Origin of the sequence: Methylobacterium sp. GXF4 (assembly GCF_000272495.1) — a bacterium.
GTDB classification, from domain to species: domain Bacteria; phylum Pseudomonadota; class Alphaproteobacteria; order Rhizobiales; family Beijerinckiaceae; genus Methylobacterium; species Methylobacterium brachiatum.
Genome location: NZ_AKFK01000065.1, coordinates 41,155 through 59,667, shown reverse-complemented (window position 1 = coordinate 59,667; position 18,513 = coordinate 41,155). Strand labels below are relative to the sequence as shown.

Here is an 18,513-nt window from a genome sequence, read left to right as displayed (position 1 = left end):
ACGGTTGTCTGGGCCGTCGCCGCGCCGCCCGACCGATCGGATTCCGATGCCCCCCTGCCCTCCGCCGGCCTCCTGATCCGGCGCCGCGATGGATCCGGGCGCGCGTAGCGAAGGGTGGCGGGGCGGTCTCACCCGCTTCCTCGTCCTGTACGCCGCCCTCTACGGCGCCTACGGCCTCCTGTCGCCGATCCTGCCCGGCTTCCTGGCGGCGCGGGGCCTGAGCCCCGGCCAGATCGGCGCCCTCCTCGCCGCCGCCGGCGCCCTGCGGCTCGGAGTCGGCCCCCTGGCTGGGGCCTTCGCCGATCGGCGCCGGGCCGCCCGCCCCGTGCTGGCGGCGAGCGTCGCGCTGGCCGGTCTCGCGGTCCTGGCGCACCTGCCCGGCGCGGGCTTCTGGCAGCTCCTCGGGCCGGCCCTCCTGTACGCCGCCGGGACCGCCGCCCCGCCGCCGCTCGCCGACGCGCTGGCGCTCGCCGCCGCCCGGGGTGGCGCGGTGTTCCAGTACGGCTGGGTCCGGGCCGCCGGCTCGGCCGCCTTCATCGCCGCCGCCGGCGCCGCCGGCTGGCTGATCGGATCGTACGGCCTGGCCGCCGCCCTGGTGGCGAGCGGCCTCCTCTTCATCGCGGCGTCCGGGGCGGCCCTGGCCCTGCCGGTCCGGGGCGGTCCGGCGAAGACCGGCCCGCGGCTCGGCGAAAACTTCGCCGCGTTGCTGCGGCTGGCGCGCTTTCGTCGCATCCTCGTCGCGGCGTCGCTGGTGATCGGCGCCCATGCGCTGCACGACGCCTTCGCGATGATCCTGTGGCGCGACGCGGGGATCGGAGCCGGGACCGCCGGATTGCTGTGGTCGGGATCGGTGGCCGCCGAGGTGCTGGTCTTTCTGCTGGCCGGTCCCCCGCTCCTGGCCCGGATCGGCCTGCCCGCCGGGATCGCGGTCGCGGCCTGCGCCGGCGCCCTGCGCTGGGCGGTGCTCGCCTCCACGACCGCGATCCCGCTTCTGGCCGCCGCGGAGGCCCTGCACGGGTTGAGCTTTGCCCTCCTGCACCTCGCCTGTCTCGGCCTGATCGAGGCGACCGCGCCTCCGGAGCTCCGGGCCACCGCCCTGGCGCTCTACGGCACCGTGGCGCTCGGCCTGTCCGGCGTGCTCGCCACCCTGGCCTCCGGCGCGCTCTACGGCGCGTTGGGCGCTTCGGCCTTCTGGGCGATGGCGGCGCTCAGCCTCGCCGCCCTGCCCCTGGTGCCGGGCCTGCGCGACCGCTGAAGCCGCGGGTTCTTTTCCCGGCCCTGTGGTACGGACCCGGAACGGACCCGCCCGATACGCCCCGCATGCCCTTTGTCGCCGAGATCCTGATCCCGCTGGCGCTCGATGCGCCCTACAGCTACGTCGTGCCCGGCACCCTCGACCTTTCGGTCGGCGACGTGGTGCAGGTCCCGCTCGGCCCCCGCGAGATCGTCGGCGTGGTCTGGGGCTTGGCCGAGACCGCCGGCGGCTCGAACCTGCGCCCGGTCACCGGCCGCCTGCCCTATGCGCCGCTCTCCGAGCCCCTGCGCAGCCTGGTCGACTGGATCGCCCGCTACACCCTGGCCCCGAAGGGCTCGGCGCTCGCCATGGTCCTGCGCCTGCCCGACGAGGCCGCGGCCGCCGAGACCGCCCGGGTGGCGGTGCGCCTCACCGACAAGCAGCCGACCCGGCCGACCGCGGCGCGGGCCAAGGTCCTGGCCGCGGCGGCCGACCGCGCGCTGCGCGGCAAGAGCGCGCTCGCCAAGGAGGCCGGGGTCTCGCTCTCGGTGGTGGACGGCCTGATCGACGACGGCGTCCTCGAGGCCGTCGCGGTCGAGCCCGAGCCGGTCGCCCCGCCGCCCGACCCCGATTTCCCGCGGACACCGCTCTCCCCCGCCCAGGCCGAGGCGGTGACCGAACTGGTCGAGCCCTTCCCCTGGCTGCATCCGGAGGCCGAGGCCGCCGACAACCGGCCGATCCTGCTCGAGGGCGTCACCGGATCGGGCAAGACCGAGGTCTATTTCGAGGCGGTGGCGGCCTGCATCCGCACCGGGCGGCAGGCGCTGATCCTGATGCCCGAGATCGCCCTGACGGCGCAGTTCCTCGACCGCTTCGCCCAGCGCTTCGGGGTCCGCCCGGCGGCCTGGCATTCCGGCGTCGGCGGCAAGCGGCGGGAGCGCCTGCGGGCGGCCGTGGCGGCCGGCGAGGCGCTGGTGGTGGTCGGCGCCCGCTCGGCCCTGTTCCTGCCCTTTGCCCGCCTCGGGCTGATCGTGGTCGATGAGGAGCACGAGGCCGCCTACAAGCAGGAGGACGGCGTCCATTACCACGCCCGCGACATGGCGGTGGTGCGCGGGCGCCTGGAGGGCTGCCCGGTGGTCCTGGCCTCGGCGACGCCCTCGATCGAGACGCGGGTGAACGCCGCGCGGGGCCGCTACCGCCACGTCCTGCTGCCGGAGCGCTTCGGCGGCCGGCGTCTGCCCGACATCGCCGCCATCGACATGCGCAAGGACCAGCCCGAGCGCGGCCGCTTCTTGAGCCCGCCGCTGGTCAACGCCGTGAAGCACACCCTGGAGCGCGGCGAGCAGGCGCTGCTGTTCCTCAACCGCCGGGGCTACGCGCCGCTCACCCTGTGCCGGGCCTGCGGCCACCGCTACCAGTGCAAGAACTGCTCGACCTGGCTCGTGGAGCACCGGTTCCGGCGGGCGCTCGTCTGCCACCAATGCGGCTATACCGAGCGGCGGCCCGACGCCTGCACCGAGTGCGGCACCTTCGACAACCTCACGGCCTGCGGCCCCGGCGTCGAGCGGATCGCCGAGGAGGCCGCCGGGCTGTTTCCCGACCGCCGCATCGTCGTCCTGTCGAGCGACTTTCCCGGCGGCGCCGACCGGCTGCGCCAGGAGCTGGAGGCGGTGGCGGCCGGCGAGTGCGATCTCGTGATCGGCACGCAGCTGGTGGCCAAGGGCCACAACTTCCCGAGCCTGACCCTGGTCGGGGTGCTGGACGCCGATATCGGCCTGACCTCGGGCGACCCCCGGGCGGCGGAGCGCACCTTCCAGCTGCTCCAGCAGGTCACCGGCCGGGCCGGGCGCGGCGACAAGCCCGGGCGGGCGCTGGTCCAGACCTACCAGCCCGAGCATCCGGTGATCGCCTCGCTGCTGTCCGGGGATGCCGAGCGCTTCTACCAGGAGGAGATCCAGGCCCGCGAGGCGGCCGGGCTGCCGCCGTTCGGACGGCTCGCCGCGCTGATCGTCTCGGCCGCCGAGCGCGAGGTCGCCGAGGCCCACGGCCAGGCGCTCGCCCGCGCCGCCGACCCGCCGGAGGGCGTGATGGTGCTGGGGCCCGCCGAGGCGCCCCTGGCCCTGGTCCGGGGCCGCTACCGGTTCCGGCTGCTGGTGAAGACCGAGCGCAACGTCGACATGCAGGCCTATCTGCGCGCCTGGATCGCCCGCGGCCCGAAGGTGCGCGGCAACGTCAAGGTCGCGATCGATGTCGACCCGCAGAGCTTTTTGTAAGACACTGCGGCACGGGCGGCGGACCCGCGGCCGGAGACCGGCGGCGGGACGCGTGCGGTTCCCGGAGGAGCGATCAGTGCTGACCTATACCAAGACGCCGGATTCGAACGTCGCCGAGATCGTGGTCGACGGCAAGATCTCCGACGAGGAGATGAACGCCGCCATGACCGCCATGAAGGCGGACCTCGACAAGGGCGGCAAGCTCAAGCTGCTCGAGGATATCCGCGCCTTCGAGGGCATGGAGCCGGCGGCCTTCTTCAAGGATCCCCGCTTCGGCATCTCGATGATGAAGAGCGTCAGCCACGTCGCCCTGGTGACCGATGCGCCCTGGCTGAAGGCGCTGGCCGAGACCTTCAACTTCGTCTCGCCGACCCAGATCAAGGTGTTCGAGCGCGCCCGCCTCGCCGAGGCACGGACCTGGCTCGCCGGCGCCGCCTGAGGCGCCGCTCAGTCGGCCTGCGCGGTGCGGTCGTTCCTGCGCCGCGCCGTCCAGCGGCCGGAGCACAGGGAGGCGACCTTCCAGGTGCCCGAGCCGGTGCCGGCCTGAAGCCGCCCGGTCCCGGTACCGCTCGCCGTCCCGTTGCTGACGGCGAGCCCGACGCTGCCGTCGGCACCGACATGGCCGCTCACCCGGGCGCCCGCCTCGCCCGAGACCAGCTGGACCTGACCCTGGCGGATCGCCAGCGCGTAGGAGTAGCGGGCGCTGCACAGGCCGCTCTCCGTCACGAGCTCCACCGACCACGTCCCGTTATTGACGCCCGGCTCGGCATGCGCCGACAGCGACACGGCGGAGGACAGGCCGGCGGCGAGCGCCGCGGCGGCGACCAGCTTGATCATGCGGGAATCTCTTTCAGCAAAGCGCGCGCCGCCCGTGATGGCGCGCCGGGTCACACTCGTCGATGGAGGATGACTCCATGCTGAACGCAGGAAGCGGCAAGAGTATGGCCGCGCGGTTTTCGCGATGAGATCAGGATCCGCGCGCGACCGAGACGGGAATAGCCACGCTGCGTTTTGCGATTGCTTGGCGGTGTTGGCGGATCGGGCGGGCGTTCGCTCGAAGATCGTATTCGGATCGTCGCTGGATGAGCATGGCCGCCAGACCCATGCGCCGCGCCCTCCCCCTTTGCGGGGGAGGGACACGCGCGCCATCGTTGGAGCGGGCTTTGTGTCGGCGCTCTACGGACGATGCGAAAACTGTCGTGCGAAGCCGGGTGCCCCTACGGCAAGCGTTTGAAGGCCGCCTTTCGACCTGGCGCGACCCCCTTCGCCCCTCAATCCGTCAGCGGGCGCGCCTCTTCCGGCAGCATGATCGGGATGCCGTCGCGGATCGGGTAGGCGAGCTTGGCGGAGCGGCTGATCAGCTCCTGCCGGGCGGAATCGTATTCCAGGGTGCCCTTGGTCAGCGGGCAGACCAGGATTTCCAGGAGCTTGGGATCCACGCGCGTCGCCTCGACGGTCTGTGTCAGGTCGTTGGTCATCGGTCGTGCGAACCTATTGCATCGTCGGCTCGGGCCCGGAGCCGCGAACCAGTTCCATCTGCGTGACCGCGATCAGGATCTCCGCCCGCGTCTTGAGGTCGGGCGCCTCCAGCATCGCCTGCTTCTCGCGGACGCCGAACGGGCTCATCATGCAGAGGGCATTGACCAGCGCCTCGTCGGGCGCCTCGTCGATCCCGGCCCAATCCACCTTCAGATCGTTCGATTCCACGAAGTCGCGCAGCGCCTTGAGCACGCCGTCGCGGTCCACCTGTTCCTCGCCCGCCCGCGGCTCGAAGTCCACCGCGAACGCGTCGTAGGAGACGTGGCAGCGGCGGTAGGCGCTGGTCGAGGCGAGCTCGCTCTCGACCCGGAAGCGGCTGACCCCGGTCAGGGAGACCAGATACCGGCCGTCGCCGGTCTCGGCATATTGCGTGATCCGTCCAGCGCAGCCGACCCGGTAGAGCTTCGGATTCGCCGCGCCCGACCCTTCCGGATCGGGCTGGATCATCCCGATGATCCGGTCCGTGCGCATCGCGTCGTCGATCATCGACAGGTAGCGCGGCTCGAAGATGTTGAGGGGCATCTGGCCGCGCGGCAGCAGCAAGGCGCCGGGCAGCGGAAAGACCGGGATGACGGCGGGGCAATCCGCCGGGCCCTTGTAGCTCGCATGGGTGCTCATGGCGCCTCCCGGATGGGCCTAAAGCTGGGCCGGAAGCTCCGCCCCAGGGCGAGCTGACGCATCACGAGAACAGGAGCGCCGAGAGCTTGCGCCGTCCCCGGATCGTGTCGGGATCCATCACGCCCCACGCCTCGAAGAACTGCAGCAGCTGCTTGCGCGCCGCGTCGTCGTTCCAATCCTTGTCGCGCTTGCGCAGCTCGATCAGGTGATCGACCGCTTGGCTGCGTTCGCCGGCGGCCGCGAGGCCGAGGGCGAGGTCGAACCGCGCCTGATGCGCGTCCGGGTTGGCCTCGACCTCCCGCTGCAGGCCCGACAGGTCGCCGAGGGAGGCCGCCTGCTCGGCGAGTTCGAGGGCGGCGCGGATGCCCGCAAGCGCCGGGTCGGCGGCTTTCGCCTCCGGCACCATGGCCAGCACCCGCTTGGCGTTCTCGATCTCGCCGGCATCGAGCTGCATCTTCGCCAGTCCGGCGAGCGCCGTCACGTTGTCGGGCTGCTGCTCGAGCACGGCCGCGTAGATCTCGGAGGCGCCCGCGAGGTCGCCCTCCTCGATCAGGGCGGCGGCATCGGCGAGCGCCGCCTCGACCGGATCCTGGGCCGGGCCGGCGACGCGATCGATCAGCTCCTTGATCTGGCTCTCGGGCACCGCGCCCATGAAGCCGTCGACCGGCTGGCCCTTCTGGAAGACGATCACGGCGGGGATCGACTGGATGCCGAGCTGGCCGGCGATCGAGGGATGGTCGTCGATGTTCATCTTGACCAGGGCGACCGCGCCCTTGGCCGCCTTGACCACCTTCTCCAGAACGGGGGTGAGCTGCTTGCAGGGGCCGCACCACGGCGCCCAGAAATCGACCAGGACCGGCCGGTGCATCGACTCGGCGATGACATCCTGACGGAAGCCCGCGGTGGTCGTGTCCTTGATCAGGGCATCGGCGTCGCCGCCCGGGGCGGCGCCGCCGGCGAGGGTGTCATTCAGCATTGGCCTGGCTTCGGAACTTTTTACGTGGAGCGCCTTAGATGGGGCTTCGGACCGTGTCTGACCAGCCCAAACTCATCGTGCCGGTGCCCCCGGGGCCGCCTTCTCCGCAGGTTTGGCGGCGGTCACGAAGGTCCCCGCATAGGCATGGCCATCCGCGGTGCTGGCCTCGCAGGTGATCGCGGTGCGGCCGGGCTCCGGCGTGGAGAACCGGCAGGCGCCGATCGCCAGGGTCGGGGCGCCGTCCTTGCCGACCATCACGAGGTTGATCGGCTGCAGCGGGTCGGTCTCCTCGGTGGCCTCCTGCTGGGCGCCGTTGCCGCTGAAGCTCAGCGTCTGGCCGTCCGCGGCGCTGAAGTCGAAGCTCGTCCGGTTGCGGCTCACCGCGTTGACCAGCACGGTGCTGCAGGTGGCGGTGAGATCGCGCCCGTCGACGACCAGCTTCTCGCAGGTCCCCTCCAGCCGCAGCGCCGCCTGGGCATGCGCCGCGCTCGGCACGGTGAACAGGGCGCAGAGCAGCGCGAGGCGCAGGCGTATGGTCATGGCGGGCCGGGTCTCCTCCGTTTTCCGTCGAACTAGGCGTCTGGGGCGGCCTGTCGAGGGAGGCGCGCCGATCGGTCCGGACCGGACGGCACCCTAGCCGAAGCGCAGGGCGCGGTCGTTGGGCGCGGAAAAGTCGAGATCCGGCCCCAGCGGCACGATCCGGGTCGGATTGATGGTCGGGTGGCTCTCGTAATAGTGGCGCTTGATGTGCGTGAGGTTCACGGTCGGGGCCACGCCCGGCAGCGCGTAGAGGTCGCGCAGGTAGTTCGACAGGTTCGGATAATCGGCGATCCGGCGGCGGTTGCACTTGAAGTGCCCGACATAGACCGCATCGAACCGCACCAGCGTCGTGAACAGCCGGATATCGGCCTCGGTCAGCCTGTCGCCGCAGAGATAGCGGCCGCGGTCGAGGCGTTCCTCGAGCGCATCGAGTTCGGCGAACAGCGCCTCGAAGGCGGCGGCGTAGGCATCCTGCGCGGTGGCGAAGCCGGCTTTGTAGACGCCGTTGTTGACCCGGTCGTAGACGCGCTCGTTGATCGCATCGATCTCGGCGCGCAGGTCCTCGGGGTAAAGGTCCGGGCCGGTGCCCCCGAAGGCGCCGTTCAGCATCCGCAGGATCTCGGCGGATTCGTTCGACACGATGGTGGCGCGCTCCCGGTCCCACAGCACCGGCACGGTGACCCGGCCGGTATAGGACGGGTCGGCTGCCCGGTAGACCTCGTAGAGACGGCTGGCGTGGTGGATCGGGTCCGACGTCGCCCCGGGCGTGTCCCCGAACACCCAGCCCTCGGAGCCCATATGCGGATCGACCACCGAGACGGTGATCGCCTCCGCCAATCCCTTCAGGGCGCGCCCGATCAAGGTCCGGTGGGCCCAGGGGCAGGCCAGCGAGACGTAGAGGTGGTAGCGCCCCGGCTCCGCCTTGAAGCCGCCCTTCCCCGACGGGCCCGGCGCGCCGTCCGCGGTCACCCAATTGCGGAAGGACGAGGCCTTGCGCTCGAATCGCCCGCCGGTCGAGGCGGTGTCGTACCATTGGTCGCGCCAGACGCCGTCGACGAGGAGGCCCATGGTGATGTTCCGTTCCAGGAGAGGATCGTGGCGAGATGGGAGCCCGGCCGCCCGCGGGAAGGGGTGCGCCCGGTCCTTGGGTTCGGTTCCGGCCCGCTTACGAGTTGTGCGCAATGCAGGCTTGCGCCCGCGCTTCTGTTGCAGTGCAACATAATCGACCATCGTCCGGTCACCCGCCCGCCGCTGCGCGTCCGCAGCGACCCCGGCCCGGCGGGAGACTGGATGGAGCTGAGAGATGTCGTTCGTGCTGGTGCCCGTCGCCGAGGCGGCCCTGTTCACCCTGGGGTGCCTGATCATCCACACCCTTCGGCGGCACGCGGACGTGGTCACGGCGACGCTGGCCTGCCTCGCGACCCTGCTCCTGCTGATGATCGGCATCGCCTGCGCGCCGGAGACGTTCGCCAAATATCAGGCGGCGAGCGTCACGGATTTCGCCCGGCTGGATCCGGCGATCTACTGAGCCGGGGCGACCGTCCCGCCGCTGACCTGCGCGAGGCGCCCGCCAGTCCCGCGCTGGCCCGCCACCGCCACGTCGAAATCGTCCTTCGGCAGCCGGGCCAGGAAGCGCTCGGCCAGCTCGTACAGCAGGATGTCCGGGCGCACGCGCTCGATATAGGCCCAGTCCAGGTTCGCCGACCAGACGAAGTGCACCTCGCGGAAGCTTTCGGCGAGGAGCCCGGTCAGCAGGAACGGGTCGAAATGCGCACAGGAATCGCCGAACAGGACGAGCCGGCGCGGATCGGCGCCGTCCGCCTCGTTCCGGTAGACGACATGGGCGCCGACATGGGCCTCCCGGTCCCGTCCCTGCGCCTCGTAGGCGGCGAGCATCGGACCGACCTCGACGCGCTTCGCGTCGCGCTGCAGCATGAAGCGGGCCAGCCGTTCCCGGGGCTTCTCGCGAAGCTTCTCGCCGAGATCCATGACCTCCTCCGAGACGACCTGCGGCCGCGCCCCGATATCGGCCGGCGGGATGGCCCCGAGGGCGCGCATGATCTCGCGATAGGCCAGCAGGCAGCCCTGGATGGTCCAATGGGTGTCGGTGCGCAGGTAGAGCGGCACCGGGCCGTCGCGCCCCGCCCGGAGCGGGGCCAGCAGGTCGAGATAGGCGGGGTGCCGCGCGAGGCGCCGGGCCAGGCGCCGGGTCGAGGCCTTAGCCGGGTCGTAGCGCAGCCCTTCGACCTTGTTGTCGTAGACCGAAAGCTTCTCCGGCACGATCACGTGCAGGCAGCGGATCCCGAGGCTTTCGGCCCGCCGGGCCCGGGCCGCGATCAGCCGCGTCCAGCCGCGCAGCAGCAGCCAGTGCCGCAGGCCGCCCCGGTAGCGGTCCATGACGCGGTTGCTGCCGCCGGTGAGGAACAGCCATCCGTCGCGGCCGACATGTACGCTCTCCCTGCCTGCAGCCATGGCCGTGCTTTAGAGCCGTTCCGGACCGGCTTGCAATCGGGAACGGCTCCGCGCCTCGCGCGCGCTTGAGCCCCACCGCGCCTGCCTCCGCCACGGCGGCGAGCGCTTCCGCCGCACCGGGCCGGGGCGCCTAGGCCGGACCCGGCGCGGCGGGCACGCGTTCGACAAGCATGTCGTCGTCCCCAGCCCTGATGCCCGCCCCGCCGGCCGAACGGCCCGATCCGGACCACCGCCCCCGTCCGGCCCGGCTCTGGCGCCCGCGCCGGGTGCTGGTGACCCCGGCCGCGCTGGATTTCGCCCATGGCCGGGCCATGGTCGCCCGGGCCGAGGCGATGGGGTTGCCGGTGGAACGGCTCTCGGCCAACCGCCTCACCGGCCTGCGCGACGCCGATCCGCGCCAAGCCTATATCGCGGCCAAGGCGACGCTCGCCATCACGGTGGCGCCGCCGACCAAGCTCAGGCTCCAGCCGATCCCGCCCTCGGCCGATTGGCGTTTCGACCTCGCGGAAGGCTGCCCGGCCCATTGCCAGTATTGCTACCTCGCCGGCTCGCTCCAGGGGCCGCCGGTGACCCGCGCCTACGCCAATCTCGACGCGATCCTCGACAATCTCGCCGCCTATGCCGGACAGGGCGCCGTCACCTCGGCCTCGGCCGAGCGCGCGCATGAGGGCACGACCTTCGAGGCGTCGTGCTACACGGATCCGCTGGGCATCGAGCACCTCACCGGCTCGCTCTCGGCGGCGATCCGGCATTTCGGCGCCTGGGACGCGCCGGTGCAGCTGCGCTTCACCACGAAATTCGCCGCCGTCGCGCCGCTCCTCGACCTGCCGCACAACCGGCGCACGCGCATCCGCTTCTCGGTCAATGCCCGGCCCGCCGCGCGCTACGAGGGCGGCACCGATCCCCTCGACGCGCGGCTCGCCGCGATGGGCGCCATGGCGCGGGCCGGTTATCCGGTGGGCCTGACCATCGCGCCGATCATCCCGGTGGCGGGTTGGGAGGCGGCCTATGCCGGTCTGATCCGCGACGCCGCCGACGCGCTTGCCGGGATCCCCGATCTGGACCTGACCGTGGAACTCATCACCCACCGGTTCACGCCCATCTCGAAGACGGTCCTGCGTGGGTGGTATCCGGGCTCGGACCTTCCGCTCGACGAGGCCGACCGGGTCGAGAAGCGCACCAAGTTCGGCACGGTCAAGCACGTCTTCCCGAAGCCGCTGATGCAGGCGATGCGGGCGCATCTCACCGATCGCCTGGCCCGCGATCTGCCGGCCGCGCGGGTGCTGTACTGGACCTGAGCGGGTTCGGGCGCCATGTCGCCTCGCATGCATGACGCGGCCCCCCTGATCCTGACGCTCGCCTTCGACGAGCCGACCTTCGCGCGCTTCGACGGCGAGCGCCGACGCAACTTCCCCGAAGCCCTGAACTTCATCCCGGCCCACGCGACGCTGTTCCACCACCTGCCGGGGGATCGGGAGCGCGGCGTGATCGAGGCGGTGACGAGCCTGGCGCGCACGGTGCCGGCTCCCGGCGTCGCGGTCACGGGCCTGCGTTTCACCGGTCGCGGCGTCGCCTACATCCTCGAATCCCCATCGCTGGCGAACTTCCGGGCCCGGCTCGCCAGCACGTTCGAGCCTTACCTCACCGCGCAGGATCGCCAGGGCTGGCGCCCGCACGTCACGGTGCAGAACAAGGTCACCCCGGACAAGGCGCGCGCCCTCCACGCCGACCTGGCGGCCGGTTTCGCGCCGTTCCACTTCACCGCCCCCGCGACGCGGCTGTGGCGCTATCTCGGCGGCCCCTGGGAGGCCGTCGCCACGCTGGCTTTCGGGGAGAATGCCTGATGGGTGTCACGCTGACCGGGGAGGGAGCGCCATGAGGGCGCCGGTTCGACTCCAGCACAACCCCATCACCGGGCGCGCGATGGCCGTCTGGCTGCGCCTGCGGCTGAACGAGGTCGGCCCGCTGGTCGCCCTATTGGGCGTAAGCATCCTCGGCTACGGCTTCTTCTACCTCGCCCACGAGGTCGGCGAGGGCTCGACCGCGGCGCTGGACCGCAAGATCCTGCTCGCCCTGCGCAACCCGGCCGACCTCTCCGACCCGATCGGGCCGCCCTGGCTCGAGGAGACGATGCGCGACATCACGGGGCTCGGCAGCGTCTTCACGGTGCTGTTCCTGACCTGCGCGGCGGCGGCCTATCTGGCGGTCTCGGGGCGACGGCGGATCGGGCTGTTCATGCTTGTCGCGGTCGGCAGCGGCGAGCTGGTCTCGACGGTGCTGAAGCTGTTCTACCAGCGGCCGCGGCCGGATCTCGTGCCCCATGGCATGGAGGTGTTCACCGCGAGCTTCCCGAGCGGCCATGCCACCATGTCGGCCATCGCCTACCTGACCCTCGCGACCCTAGTCGCCCGGGTCGATCGCAATCGGGGCGCGAAGGCCCTGGCCCTCGGGCTCGGGGTCGGCCTGACGCTGCTGGTCGGTCTCAGCCGGATCTATCTCGGCGTCCACTGGCCGAGCGACGTGCTGGCCGGCTGGTGCATCGGCGCGGCCTGGGCGTCGCTGTGCTGGTTCGTCGCCCTCCAGCTCCAGCGGCGGGGCGAGGTCGAGGCGCCGGACCCGCCGCCCCCGGCCTGACGGGGCAATTAAGGTAAACCGGAGGTTAAGATGGACCTCCGGGTACGATCCGGGCGCGAGGGCGGTTGTCGGAGCGACCGGGAGCCGAGGACCACGATCGTGATCGAGCGTCGCCAAACCGCCCGCCGCCGCGTCTGCCTCGGCGGACGCGTCCGGGTCGCAGCCTTCCTGCCGGAGATCGCCTGCGTGGTGCGGGACGTCTCGCTCGGCGGCGCCCGGATCGGCGTCCCGCCCACCGCCATGCTGCCGGATTGTTTCGACCTGTTCATTCCCTGCCGGAACGAGACCCGGCGGGCCTTCGTCGCCTGGCGCGCGGGCGCAACGATCGGCCTCGGCTTCGCGCAGACCCAGGCGGCGTCCGAGCCGGACGCCCTCGCCCGCCGCCTCGCCGACAGCGAGGCCGACGTCGCGCGTCTGCGCGCCGCGCTGCTCGGCGGAAACGACCCGGCGCCGGCTTGCGTTCACTGACGGGACAGCGCCGATAGCGGACGCTCGCCCCACGTCGCGGCGATTCGGTGCCGCGGCCTGGATTCAGGGACACGGCGAGGCTCATGGCGGACGACATCCGGCTCTCACGACGCAATCTCCTGGCCGCGGGGGGCGCGCTGGCCGGCGCGAGCCTCGGCGGTGCCGCCCAGGCGGCCCAGCCCGGCCCGGCGATCCCGGCCGATACCGGCGCGGTTCAAGGCGGGCGCGTGATGTTCCCGAACTGGCGCGGTCAGGCCGACCGGCCGCCGGCGCCGAGCCCGGCGCCCCAGCCCCCGGGCCAGCGCATCGGCTATTGCGTGGTCGGCCTCGGCCGGCTGAGCCTCGACGAGATCCTCCCGGCCTTCGGGGCGACCAAGCGCTCGCGGCTGGCCGCGGTGATGTCGGGCAGCCCCGACAAGGCCAAGCTCGTGGCCCGGCAATACGGCCTGCCCGAGGACGCGGTCTACGGCTACGACGAGTGGGATCGGCTCAAGGCCAATCCCGCGATCCAGGCGGTCTACATCGTCACGCCCAACAGCGTGCACCGGGACAACGTCCTGGCGGCGGCGGGGGCCGGCAAGCAGGTGCTGTGCGAGAAGCCGATGGCGGTGGCGTCGCAGGAATGCCGCGACATGATCGCGGCCTGCAACCAGGCCAACGTCAAGCTGATGATCGCCTATCGCTGCCAGTACGAGCCGCATAACCGCGCGGTGATCAAGTTCGCCCGCTCGGGGGAGTTCGGGCGCCCGCGGATGATCCAGGCGTTCAACGGCCAGACCACCGGGCTGCCGGAACAGTGGCGCCTCAAGAAGGCGCTGGCGGGCGGCGGGTCGCTGCCGGATATCGGGCTCTACTGCCTCAACACCACCCGGGCGGTGCTCGGTGAGGAGCCGGAGCTGATCCAGGCTCAGATCTACTCGCCGCCCGACGATCCGAAGTTCCGCGAGGTCGAGGAGACGGTGAGCTTCACCATGCGCTTCCCGTCCGGCGTGATCGCGCAATGCACGTCGAGCTACGGCGTCTACGAGGCGCGCAGCCTGACCCTACACACCGGCAACGCCGCGATCGATCTGCAGAACGCCTTCGCGTACGAGGGGCAGCGCCTGTTCGTGTCCCATCGCGACGGCAAGTCCGGCGCCCGCGACGAGAAGGTCCTGAGCCCGAAGAACCAGTTCGCGCTGGAGATCGACCACTTCTCCCGGTGCATCCAGGAGAACCTGCGCCCCCGCACCCCCGGCGAGGAGGGGCTGCAGGATCAGGTCCTGATGGAGGCGATCTACGAATCCGCCCGCACCGGCGCCCCGGTCAAGGTCGGCCCACCGGCCGGGGCCGGATCCGGCCTCGACGTGACCCGCGGACCGGAGCCGGAGGAGCCGAGCTGAGCCGCGTCAGAACGGCAGCAGGATATCGACGATCTGCTGGCCGTAGCGCGGCTGCTGAACGTCGGTGATCTGGCCGCGGCCGCCATAGGCGATGCGGGCCTGGGCGATCTTGGTCGAGTCGATGGTGTTGTCGGATTCGATGTCCTCCGGCCGGACCACGCCGGCCACCACCATCTCGCGGACCTCGAAGTTCACCCGGATCTCCTGCTTGCCCTCGACCACGAGGTTGCCGTTGGGCAGGACCTGGGTGACCACCGCGGCGACGTTGGTGGTCACGGTTTCGGCGCGCTGGACCGAGCCGGCGCCATCGTTGGCGGTGGCCGAGGTGGCCGACAGGAGCGCGGTGCTGCCGACGCCGAAGGACTTGCCGAGGGCGTTGTTCTCTAGCCCGAGGGCGTTCGGCAGGCCGAAGCTCTCGGTGTTGGCCCGGGAACGCTTGGTCTCGTTGCTGATGTTGGCCTGGTCGGTGACGTTGACCTTCACGGTCAGCAGGTCGCCCAGGCGCGCGGCGCGCTGGTCCTTGAAGAACGCCCGCGAGCCGGTGCGCCAGAGCGAGTTCGGCGCGTAGGAGACCGGCTGCACGTCGGGCATCGGCATCCGCACCGGCTTGTAGCCGGGCTGGGTGGTGGGATCCTCGATCGCCGACAGCGCCGGGGTGGCGCCGACCTGGGACAGCCGGTCGGCGGTGTTGCAGGCGCCGAGCGCACCCGCGATCAACGCGGCGGCGAGCGGGTTCAGGACAAGGCGGCTGGCCATCGGGGAAACTCGTTCACGCATCGGGTGGGCGATCAGCGCAGGGACGCCGTCGCCTGGACTTGCGGGGCCGCGGCGGCCTGCTGGGCGACCGGGCCGGGGCCGACCGAGACGCGGCCGGGGCCGATCACGGTGGCCTGGAGCACCTTCTTCGAGGCGACGTTCACGACGTTGACGACGGCGCCCATCCGGCCGGCCTCGTTGGCGAGGCCGCGCATCGACAGGCTGACGCTGGCGGTCTCGTACACGATGGTCACGCTCTCGCCCCGGGCCACGAGTTCGGGCAGGGCGGTATCCGAGACCCGCAGCACCGTTCCGGCCGGCAGCGCGTGCTGGGCGACTTCGCCCAGGACCGTGGCGGCCCCGGCCTGCGCATCGCTCGCGACAGCCTCGCGGGGGCGGCGCTCCACGACGAGGTCGCCTTCCCGCACCGGATCGCCCCGGTTGAGCGCCCGGGTCAGCACCGCCACCTCGCGCAGCTCGATCACGACGCCCGAGACCCGCAGCGAGGCCTGGCGCTCACCGAGGCTGACGAGGCCCGAGACCCGGCGCGAGCGCGGATCGTAGGTCAGGTCGAGGGCCGCAGCCTGGCCGGCGAGGTCCACCGGCGCCAGCAAGGTCGGGCCGTCGCCGTCGAAGCGCACCGCGACGCCGCGCGGATCGAGGCCGTAGCCGGATTCCAGGCCGCGCTTGAGCGCCGCTTCGAGCTCCGGCGGCCCGAGGCGCCGGGCCGCGCGCTGCACGGCGATCTGCATCCGCCCCCCGGTCTCCAGGCCGGCAATGCCGAGCGCGGCCGCGGCCTCGACGATGCGCCGGGTCTGGATCGTGCCGGTGGCGCCCAAAGCGGGCGCGCGGAACAGCGGGCGCGCGGAGAGCCTGTCCGGCGCGCCCTCGACGAGGTCGGCCAGGACCAGGATGTCGCCCCGTGCCGTCACGTCGCCGCGCAGCCGGGGCTGCGACTTCTGAGTCTCGCCCTGCTGCAGGCCGGGCTCGGCCATGGCGGGGATCGCCAGGGCGCCGATGGCCGCGAAGGTCATGAAGGCCAGCGCCGCGCGCAAGAGCACCGCGGCGCCGGGCGGCGCCACCCGCGGGCGGCCCCGGCGGACGAGCGGGCTGAGGTCGCTCTCGTCCGCAGCCGTGCTGACGAGGGGCAGGTCGGCACGGGCGCCGTGGGTCTGGAAACCGGCATACATGAGCGGAGACCTGGGTTGATGGCAGGACGCGCGGTCAGCTGCGGAACATCTGCGAGGTGGTGGAGAGCATCTGGTCGGCGGCGGTCACGACCTTCGAGTTCATCTCGTAGGCGCGCTGCGCGGCGATCAGCGACGAGATCTCGGTGACCGCGTTCACGTTCGCCTCTTCCAGGTAGCTCTGCTGAAGGTTACCGAACCCTTCCGCCCCCGGCAGGCCGCTGATCGCCGGCCCCGAGGCCGCCGTCTCGATGAACAGGTTGTCGCCGATCGATTCGAGGCCGACCTTGTTGACGAAGCGCGAGAGCTGGAACTGGCCGAGCGCCTGCGGCGCGGTCTGCCCGGGCAGCGTCGCCTGGACGGCGCCGGTGGCGCTGATCGTCACGGCGGTCGCCGTCTGCGGGACGGTGATCGCCGGATCGAGCAGGTAGCCGTCGCGGGTCACGAGCTGGCCCGTGGCCGACAGGTCGAAGGAGCCGTCCCGGGAATAGGCGGTGCGGCCGTCCGGCAGCGTCACCCGGAAGAAGCCCTCGCCCCGGACCGCGACGTCGTAATCCTTTTCGGTCGAGCTCAGCGTGCCCTGCGACATGACGCGGGCGGTCGAGGTGGTCTTCACGCCCGAGCCGAGGGCGAGGCCGGCGGGGAGCTGGGTGTTCTGCTCCGAGGTCGAGGAGCCGGCCCGGCGCAGGTTCTGGTAGAGCAGATCCTGGAAATGGACCTGCTGGCGCTTGTAGCCGGTGGTGCGCAGGTTCGCGATGTTGTTGGAGATGACCTGGACGTTGAGTTCCTGGGCCGCCATGCCGGTGGCGGCTGAGTAGAGGGCGCGCATCTTTCAGGCCCCCTTAGGCGACGTCGGCGAGGCGGCGGATCGCGGTGCCCCGCAGGTCGTCGAGGCGGGTGATCATGCTCGAGACCATCGCGTAGGAACGGTTGACGTCCATCAGCCGGGTCATCTCGATGACCGGGCGGACGTTCGAGCGCTCGAGGGCGCCGGATTCCAGGCGCCCCTCGATCCCGGCCGGGCGCGCGGGCTCCGGCGAGGCGTAGAGGTTGCCGCCCTCGTTGGTCAGGCGCTGCGGGTTGGCGAAGGTGACGAGCTTGATCTTGCCGCGGATGCCGAGATTGGTCGACACGGTGCCGTCGAGGCCGATCGTGAGCCCGGTCTCCTGCGGGTTGATGGTGATCGGCCCGCCATCGCCGGCGACCTTGTAGCCGTCGCTGGTGACGAGCGCGCCCGTCGGGTCGATCTCGAAGGCGCCGTTGCGGGTGTAGCGCTCGCCCTGGGGCGACTGGACCGCGATGAACGCCGCGCCCTTGACGGCGACGTTGAGCGGGTTGCCGGTCTGCTCGATCGGGCCCTGCCCCAGATCGATGGTGGTGCCCTGGTCGATGACGTAGGAGAGCCGCCGATCGGGGCGCGCGAAGGAATCCGCGCTCGCCACCGGCATCAGGTATTCCTGGAAGCGCGTGCTCCGGCCCTTGAAGCCGGTGGTCGACACGTTCGCCATGTTGTTGGAGATCACGTCCAGCTCGCGCTGGAGCGCCATCTGGCTCGACACGCCGACGAAGAGGGCATTCTGCATCGTGGACTCTGACACTCGCGTGCCGCGGTGGCGGCAACGATCCATTCAGCATCCGCTGTGCCAACGTGTCGGGCGTCGAATTTTCTTTTAAATGTAGGGTGTTAGGCGTTGGTCCGGTAACGCTGCCGACAGGCCGGAGCTGCGTGGCGGCAATCTTGGCCCGGCAGGATTTGCCCGCTTAACGACACGTTAACCGTAATGCTTCGATATCCGAGCGTACCCGGCGCGCGGATATCCGCGAAAGAGCATTATTTCCCATGGCCAAGAAGCCCAAGAAGGCCGCCGAAGACGGCGAGGCCGGCGCCGACGCCGCCCCCAAGGGCAAGAAGAAGCTCATGATCATCGTGGCCGCCGCGGTCCTGGCGGTCGGCGCCGGCGGCGGCGCCTTCCTGATGATGGGCCGGGGCGGAAGCGCCGAGGGCCAGGAGGCCGCCGGGGGTGGTGGCCATGGCGGGGGCCATGGTGGCGGTCACGGTCCGGCTGCCAAGGGCGCCGGTCCCGATGGCAAGAAGCCGATCGTGTTCGTCGAGATGCGCGAGATGCTGCTGAACCTCAGCCCCGACATGCCGCAGGAGAAGGCCAAATACGCCAAGCTGCGTCTCGCCCTGGAGCTGAAGGATGCCGGGGTGGAGGACGAGGTGAAGCCCCTGATGCCGCGCATCGAGGATACCCTCCAGGTCTACATGCGCGAGCTGCGCGTGAGCGACCTCACCGGCTCAGCCGGTCTCTACCGGCTGCGCGAGGAGCTGCTGCGGCGCGTCAACGTCGCCGTCTACCCCGCCAAGGTCGAGGCGGTGCTGTTCAAGGACGTGATCGTCCAGTGATCGACCCGATGACCCCCACGGTCACCG

21 protein-coding genes are annotated in these 18,513 nt (G+C 71.5%); 10 read left to right on the top strand and 11 right to left on the bottom strand.

All coding sequences use genetic code 11. The features are described from left to right. Positions 1–88 precede the first annotated feature (88 nt). The 3 genes from WYO_RS17095 (at position 89) to WYO_RS17085 (ending at position 3,946) form a co-directional block, all read left to right on the top strand. Positions 89–1,255: an MFS transporter gene (locus WYO_RS17095; protein WP_007564722.1), complete on the top strand. Its 1,167-nt coding sequence runs from the start codon at positions 89–91 to the stop codon at positions 1,253–1,255. Between the two features lie 65 nt (positions 1,256–1,320). Then, a complete protein-coding gene (locus tag WYO_RS17090) occupies positions 1,321–3,507 on the top strand; it encodes a primosomal protein N' (RefSeq protein ID WP_007564721.1) in 2,187 nt (728 codons plus the stop codon). A gap of 76 nt (positions 3,508–3,583) precedes the next feature. Further along, the gene (locus WYO_RS17085; protein ID WP_007564720.1) at positions 3,584–3,946 is read left to right on the top strand and encodes an STAS/SEC14 domain-containing protein; all 363 of its coding nucleotides are present in this window, start codon (positions 3,584–3,586) and stop codon (positions 3,944–3,946) included. Positions 3,947–3,954: 8 nt separating this feature from the next. On the opposite strand, the gene WYO_RS17080 is transcribed toward WYO_RS17085, so the two are convergent. The 6 genes from WYO_RS17080 to WYO_RS17055 all read right to left on the bottom strand — a co-directional run bounded on the left by WYO_RS17080 (position 3,955) and on the right by WYO_RS17055 (position 8,248). After that, positions 3,955–4,344, bottom strand: coding sequence for a hypothetical protein (locus WYO_RS17080; RefSeq protein ID WP_007564719.1), 390 nt, complete (start codon positions 4,342–4,344; stop codon positions 3,955–3,957). A gap of 434 nt (positions 4,345–4,778) precedes the next feature. Further along, complete coding sequence (locus WYO_RS17075; protein WP_007564718.1) at positions 4,779–4,985, bottom strand: Trm112 family protein; 207 nt, start codon at positions 4,983–4,985, stop codon at positions 4,779–4,781. 13 nt (positions 4,986–4,998) lie between these two features. Continuing rightward, a complete protein-coding gene (locus WYO_RS17070; RefSeq protein ID WP_007564717.1) occupies positions 4,999–5,664 on the bottom strand; it encodes an LON peptidase substrate-binding domain-containing protein in 666 nt (221 codons plus the stop codon). Between the two features lie 61 nt (positions 5,665–5,725). After that, entirely contained in the window at positions 5,726–6,640 is a 915-nt protein-coding gene (gene trxA, locus WYO_RS17065; protein ID WP_007564716.1) for a thioredoxin, read from the bottom strand. Between the two features lie 72 nt (positions 6,641–6,712). Further along, positions 6,713–7,180 carry a hypothetical protein gene (locus WYO_RS17060; protein ID WP_007564715.1) on the bottom strand — a complete coding sequence of 156 codons (468 nt, stop codon included), beginning with the start codon at positions 7,178–7,180 and terminating at the stop codon, positions 6,713–6,715. A 93-nt stretch (positions 7,181–7,273) separates the two neighbouring features. Then, positions 7,274–8,248: a glutathione S-transferase family protein gene (locus WYO_RS17055; RefSeq protein ID WP_007564714.1), complete on the bottom strand. Its 975-nt coding sequence runs from the start codon at positions 8,246–8,248 to the stop codon at positions 7,274–7,276. Positions 8,249–8,483: 235 nt separating this feature from the next. Here WYO_RS17055 and WYO_RS17050 point away from each other — a divergent pair, with 235 nt between their 5' ends. After that, entirely contained in the window at positions 8,484–8,708 is a 225-nt protein-coding gene (locus tag WYO_RS17050) for a hypothetical protein (protein ID WP_007564713.1), read from the top strand. On the opposite strand, the gene WYO_RS17045 is transcribed toward WYO_RS17050, so the two are convergent. Further along, positions 8,702–9,652, bottom strand: a complete 951-nt coding sequence (locus WYO_RS17045; RefSeq protein WP_007564712.1) for a hypothetical protein — start codon at positions 9,650–9,652, stop codon at positions 8,702–8,704. The genes WYO_RS17050 and WYO_RS17045 overlap by 7 nt on opposite strands. A 191-nt stretch (positions 9,653–9,843) precedes the next feature. Here WYO_RS17045 and WYO_RS17040 point away from each other — a divergent pair, with 191 nt between their 5' ends. The 5 genes from WYO_RS17040 to WYO_RS17020 all read left to right on the top strand — a co-directional run bounded on the left by WYO_RS17040 (position 9,844) and on the right by WYO_RS17020 (position 14,136). Beyond that, a complete protein-coding gene (locus WYO_RS17040) occupies positions 9,844–10,950 on the top strand; it encodes a spore photoproduct lyase family protein (RefSeq protein ID WP_007564711.1) in 1,107 nt (368 codons plus the stop codon). A 27-nt stretch (positions 10,951–10,977) separates the two neighbouring features. Further along, a complete protein-coding gene (locus tag WYO_RS17035; RefSeq protein ID WP_039903188.1) occupies positions 10,978–11,496 on the top strand; it encodes a 2'-5' RNA ligase family protein in 519 nt (172 codons plus the stop codon). Between the two features lie 31 nt (positions 11,497–11,527). After that, a complete protein-coding gene (locus WYO_RS17030; RefSeq protein WP_007564707.1) occupies positions 11,528–12,286 on the top strand; it encodes a phosphatase PAP2 family protein in 759 nt (252 codons plus the stop codon). Positions 12,287–12,385: 99 nt separating this feature from the next. After that, positions 12,386–12,754, top strand: coding sequence for a PilZ domain-containing protein (locus WYO_RS17025; RefSeq protein WP_039903186.1), 369 nt, complete (start codon positions 12,386–12,388; stop codon positions 12,752–12,754). Positions 12,755–12,837: 83 nt separating this feature from the next. Then, positions 12,838–14,136, top strand: coding sequence for a Gfo/Idh/MocA family oxidoreductase (locus WYO_RS17020; protein WP_007564704.1), 1,299 nt, complete (start codon positions 12,838–12,840; stop codon positions 14,134–14,136). 6 nt (positions 14,137–14,142) lie between these two features. Here WYO_RS17020 and flgH read toward each other — a convergent pair whose 3' ends face one another. Genes flgH through flgF form a run of 4 tightly spaced genes read right to left on the bottom strand, consistent with a single transcriptional unit; the run spans position 14,143 to position 17,662 of the window. Further along, on the bottom strand, positions 14,143–14,892 hold the full coding sequence (gene flgH, locus WYO_RS17015) for a flagellar basal body L-ring protein FlgH (protein WP_007564703.1): 750 nt from the start codon (positions 14,890–14,892) through the stop codon (positions 14,143–14,145). Positions 14,893–14,924: 32 nt separating this feature from the next. After that, complete coding sequence (gene flgA, locus WYO_RS17010) at positions 14,925–16,082, bottom strand: flagellar basal body P-ring formation chaperone FlgA (RefSeq protein ID WP_007564702.1); 1,158 nt, start codon at positions 16,080–16,082, stop codon at positions 14,925–14,927. 34 nt (positions 16,083–16,116) lie between these two features. After that, entirely contained in the window at positions 16,117–16,908 is a 792-nt protein-coding gene (flgG, locus tag WYO_RS17005; protein WP_007564701.1) for a flagellar basal-body rod protein FlgG, read from the bottom strand. Positions 16,909–16,921: 13 nt separating this feature from the next. Beyond that, a complete protein-coding gene (gene flgF, locus WYO_RS17000; RefSeq protein WP_007564700.1) occupies positions 16,922–17,662 on the bottom strand; it encodes a flagellar basal-body rod protein FlgF in 741 nt (246 codons plus the stop codon). 257 nt (positions 17,663–17,919) lie between these two features. On the opposite strand from flgF, the gene fliL reads away from it, so the two are divergent. Next, on the top strand, positions 17,920–18,486 hold the full coding sequence (gene fliL / locus WYO_RS16995) for a flagellar basal body-associated protein FliL (protein ID WP_007564698.1): 567 nt from the start codon (positions 17,920–17,922) through the stop codon (positions 18,484–18,486). Positions 18,487–18,513 lie beyond the last annotated feature (27 nt).

Excerpts from the sequence above, each read along its gene's own strand:
- WYO_RS17020 (WP_007564704.1), top strand. The coding sequence starts at position 12,838 with ATGGCGGACGACATCCGGCTCTCACGACGCAATCTCCTGGCCGCGGGG.
- WYO_RS17080 (WP_007564719.1), bottom strand. The coding sequence starts at position 4,344 with ATGATCAAGCTGGTCGCCGCCGCGGCGCTCGCCGCCGGCCTGTCCTCC.
- WYO_RS17045 (WP_007564712.1), bottom strand. The coding sequence starts at position 9,652 with ATGGCTGCAGGCAGGGAGAGCGTACATGTCGGCCGCGACGGATGGCTG.
- WYO_RS17075 (WP_007564718.1), bottom strand. The coding sequence starts at position 4,985 with ATGACCAACGACCTGACACAGACCGTCGAGGCGACGCGCGTGGATCCC.
- flgF (WP_007564700.1), bottom strand. The coding sequence starts at position 17,662 with ATGCAGAATGCCCTCTTCGTCGGCGTGTCGAGCCAGATGGCGCTCCAG.
- WYO_RS17035 (WP_039903188.1), top strand. The coding sequence starts at position 10,978 with ATGCATGACGCGGCCCCCCTGATCCTGACGCTCGCCTTCGACGAGCCG.
- WYO_RS17090 (WP_007564721.1), top strand. The coding sequence starts at position 1,321 with ATGCCCTTTGTCGCCGAGATCCTGATCCCGCTGGCGCTCGATGCGCCC.
- flgA (WP_007564702.1), bottom strand. The coding sequence starts at position 16,082 with ATGTATGCCGGTTTCCAGACCCACGGCGCCCGTGCCGACCTGCCCCTC.
- flgG (WP_007564701.1), bottom strand. The coding sequence starts at position 16,908 with ATGCGCGCCCTCTACTCAGCCGCCACCGGCATGGCGGCCCAGGAACTC.
- flgH (WP_007564703.1), bottom strand. The coding sequence starts at position 14,892 with ATGGCCAGCCGCCTTGTCCTGAACCCGCTCGCCGCCGCGTTGATCGCG.
- WYO_RS17070 (WP_007564717.1), bottom strand. The coding sequence starts at position 5,664 with ATGAGCACCCATGCGAGCTACAAGGGCCCGGCGGATTGCCCCGCCGTC.
- fliL (WP_007564698.1), top strand. The coding sequence starts at position 17,920 with ATGGCCAAGAAGCCCAAGAAGGCCGCCGAAGACGGCGAGGCCGGCGCC.
- WYO_RS17060 (WP_007564715.1), bottom strand. The coding sequence starts at position 7,180 with ATGACCATACGCCTGCGCCTCGCGCTGCTCTGCGCCCTGTTCACCGTG.
- WYO_RS17030 (WP_007564707.1), top strand. The coding sequence starts at position 11,528 with ATGAGGGCGCCGGTTCGACTCCAGCACAACCCCATCACCGGGCGCGCG.
- WYO_RS17095 (WP_007564722.1), top strand. The coding sequence starts at position 89 with ATGGATCCGGGCGCGCGTAGCGAAGGGTGGCGGGGCGGTCTCACCCGC.
- WYO_RS17040 (WP_007564711.1), top strand. The coding sequence starts at position 9,844 with ATGCCCGCCCCGCCGGCCGAACGGCCCGATCCGGACCACCGCCCCCGT.
- trxA (WP_007564716.1), bottom strand. The coding sequence starts at position 6,640 with ATGCTGAATGACACCCTCGCCGGCGGCGCCGCCCCGGGCGGCGACGCC.
- WYO_RS17050 (WP_007564713.1), top strand. The coding sequence starts at position 8,484 with ATGTCGTTCGTGCTGGTGCCCGTCGCCGAGGCGGCCCTGTTCACCCTG.
- WYO_RS17055 (WP_007564714.1), bottom strand. The coding sequence starts at position 8,248 with ATGGGCCTCCTCGTCGACGGCGTCTGGCGCGACCAATGGTACGACACC.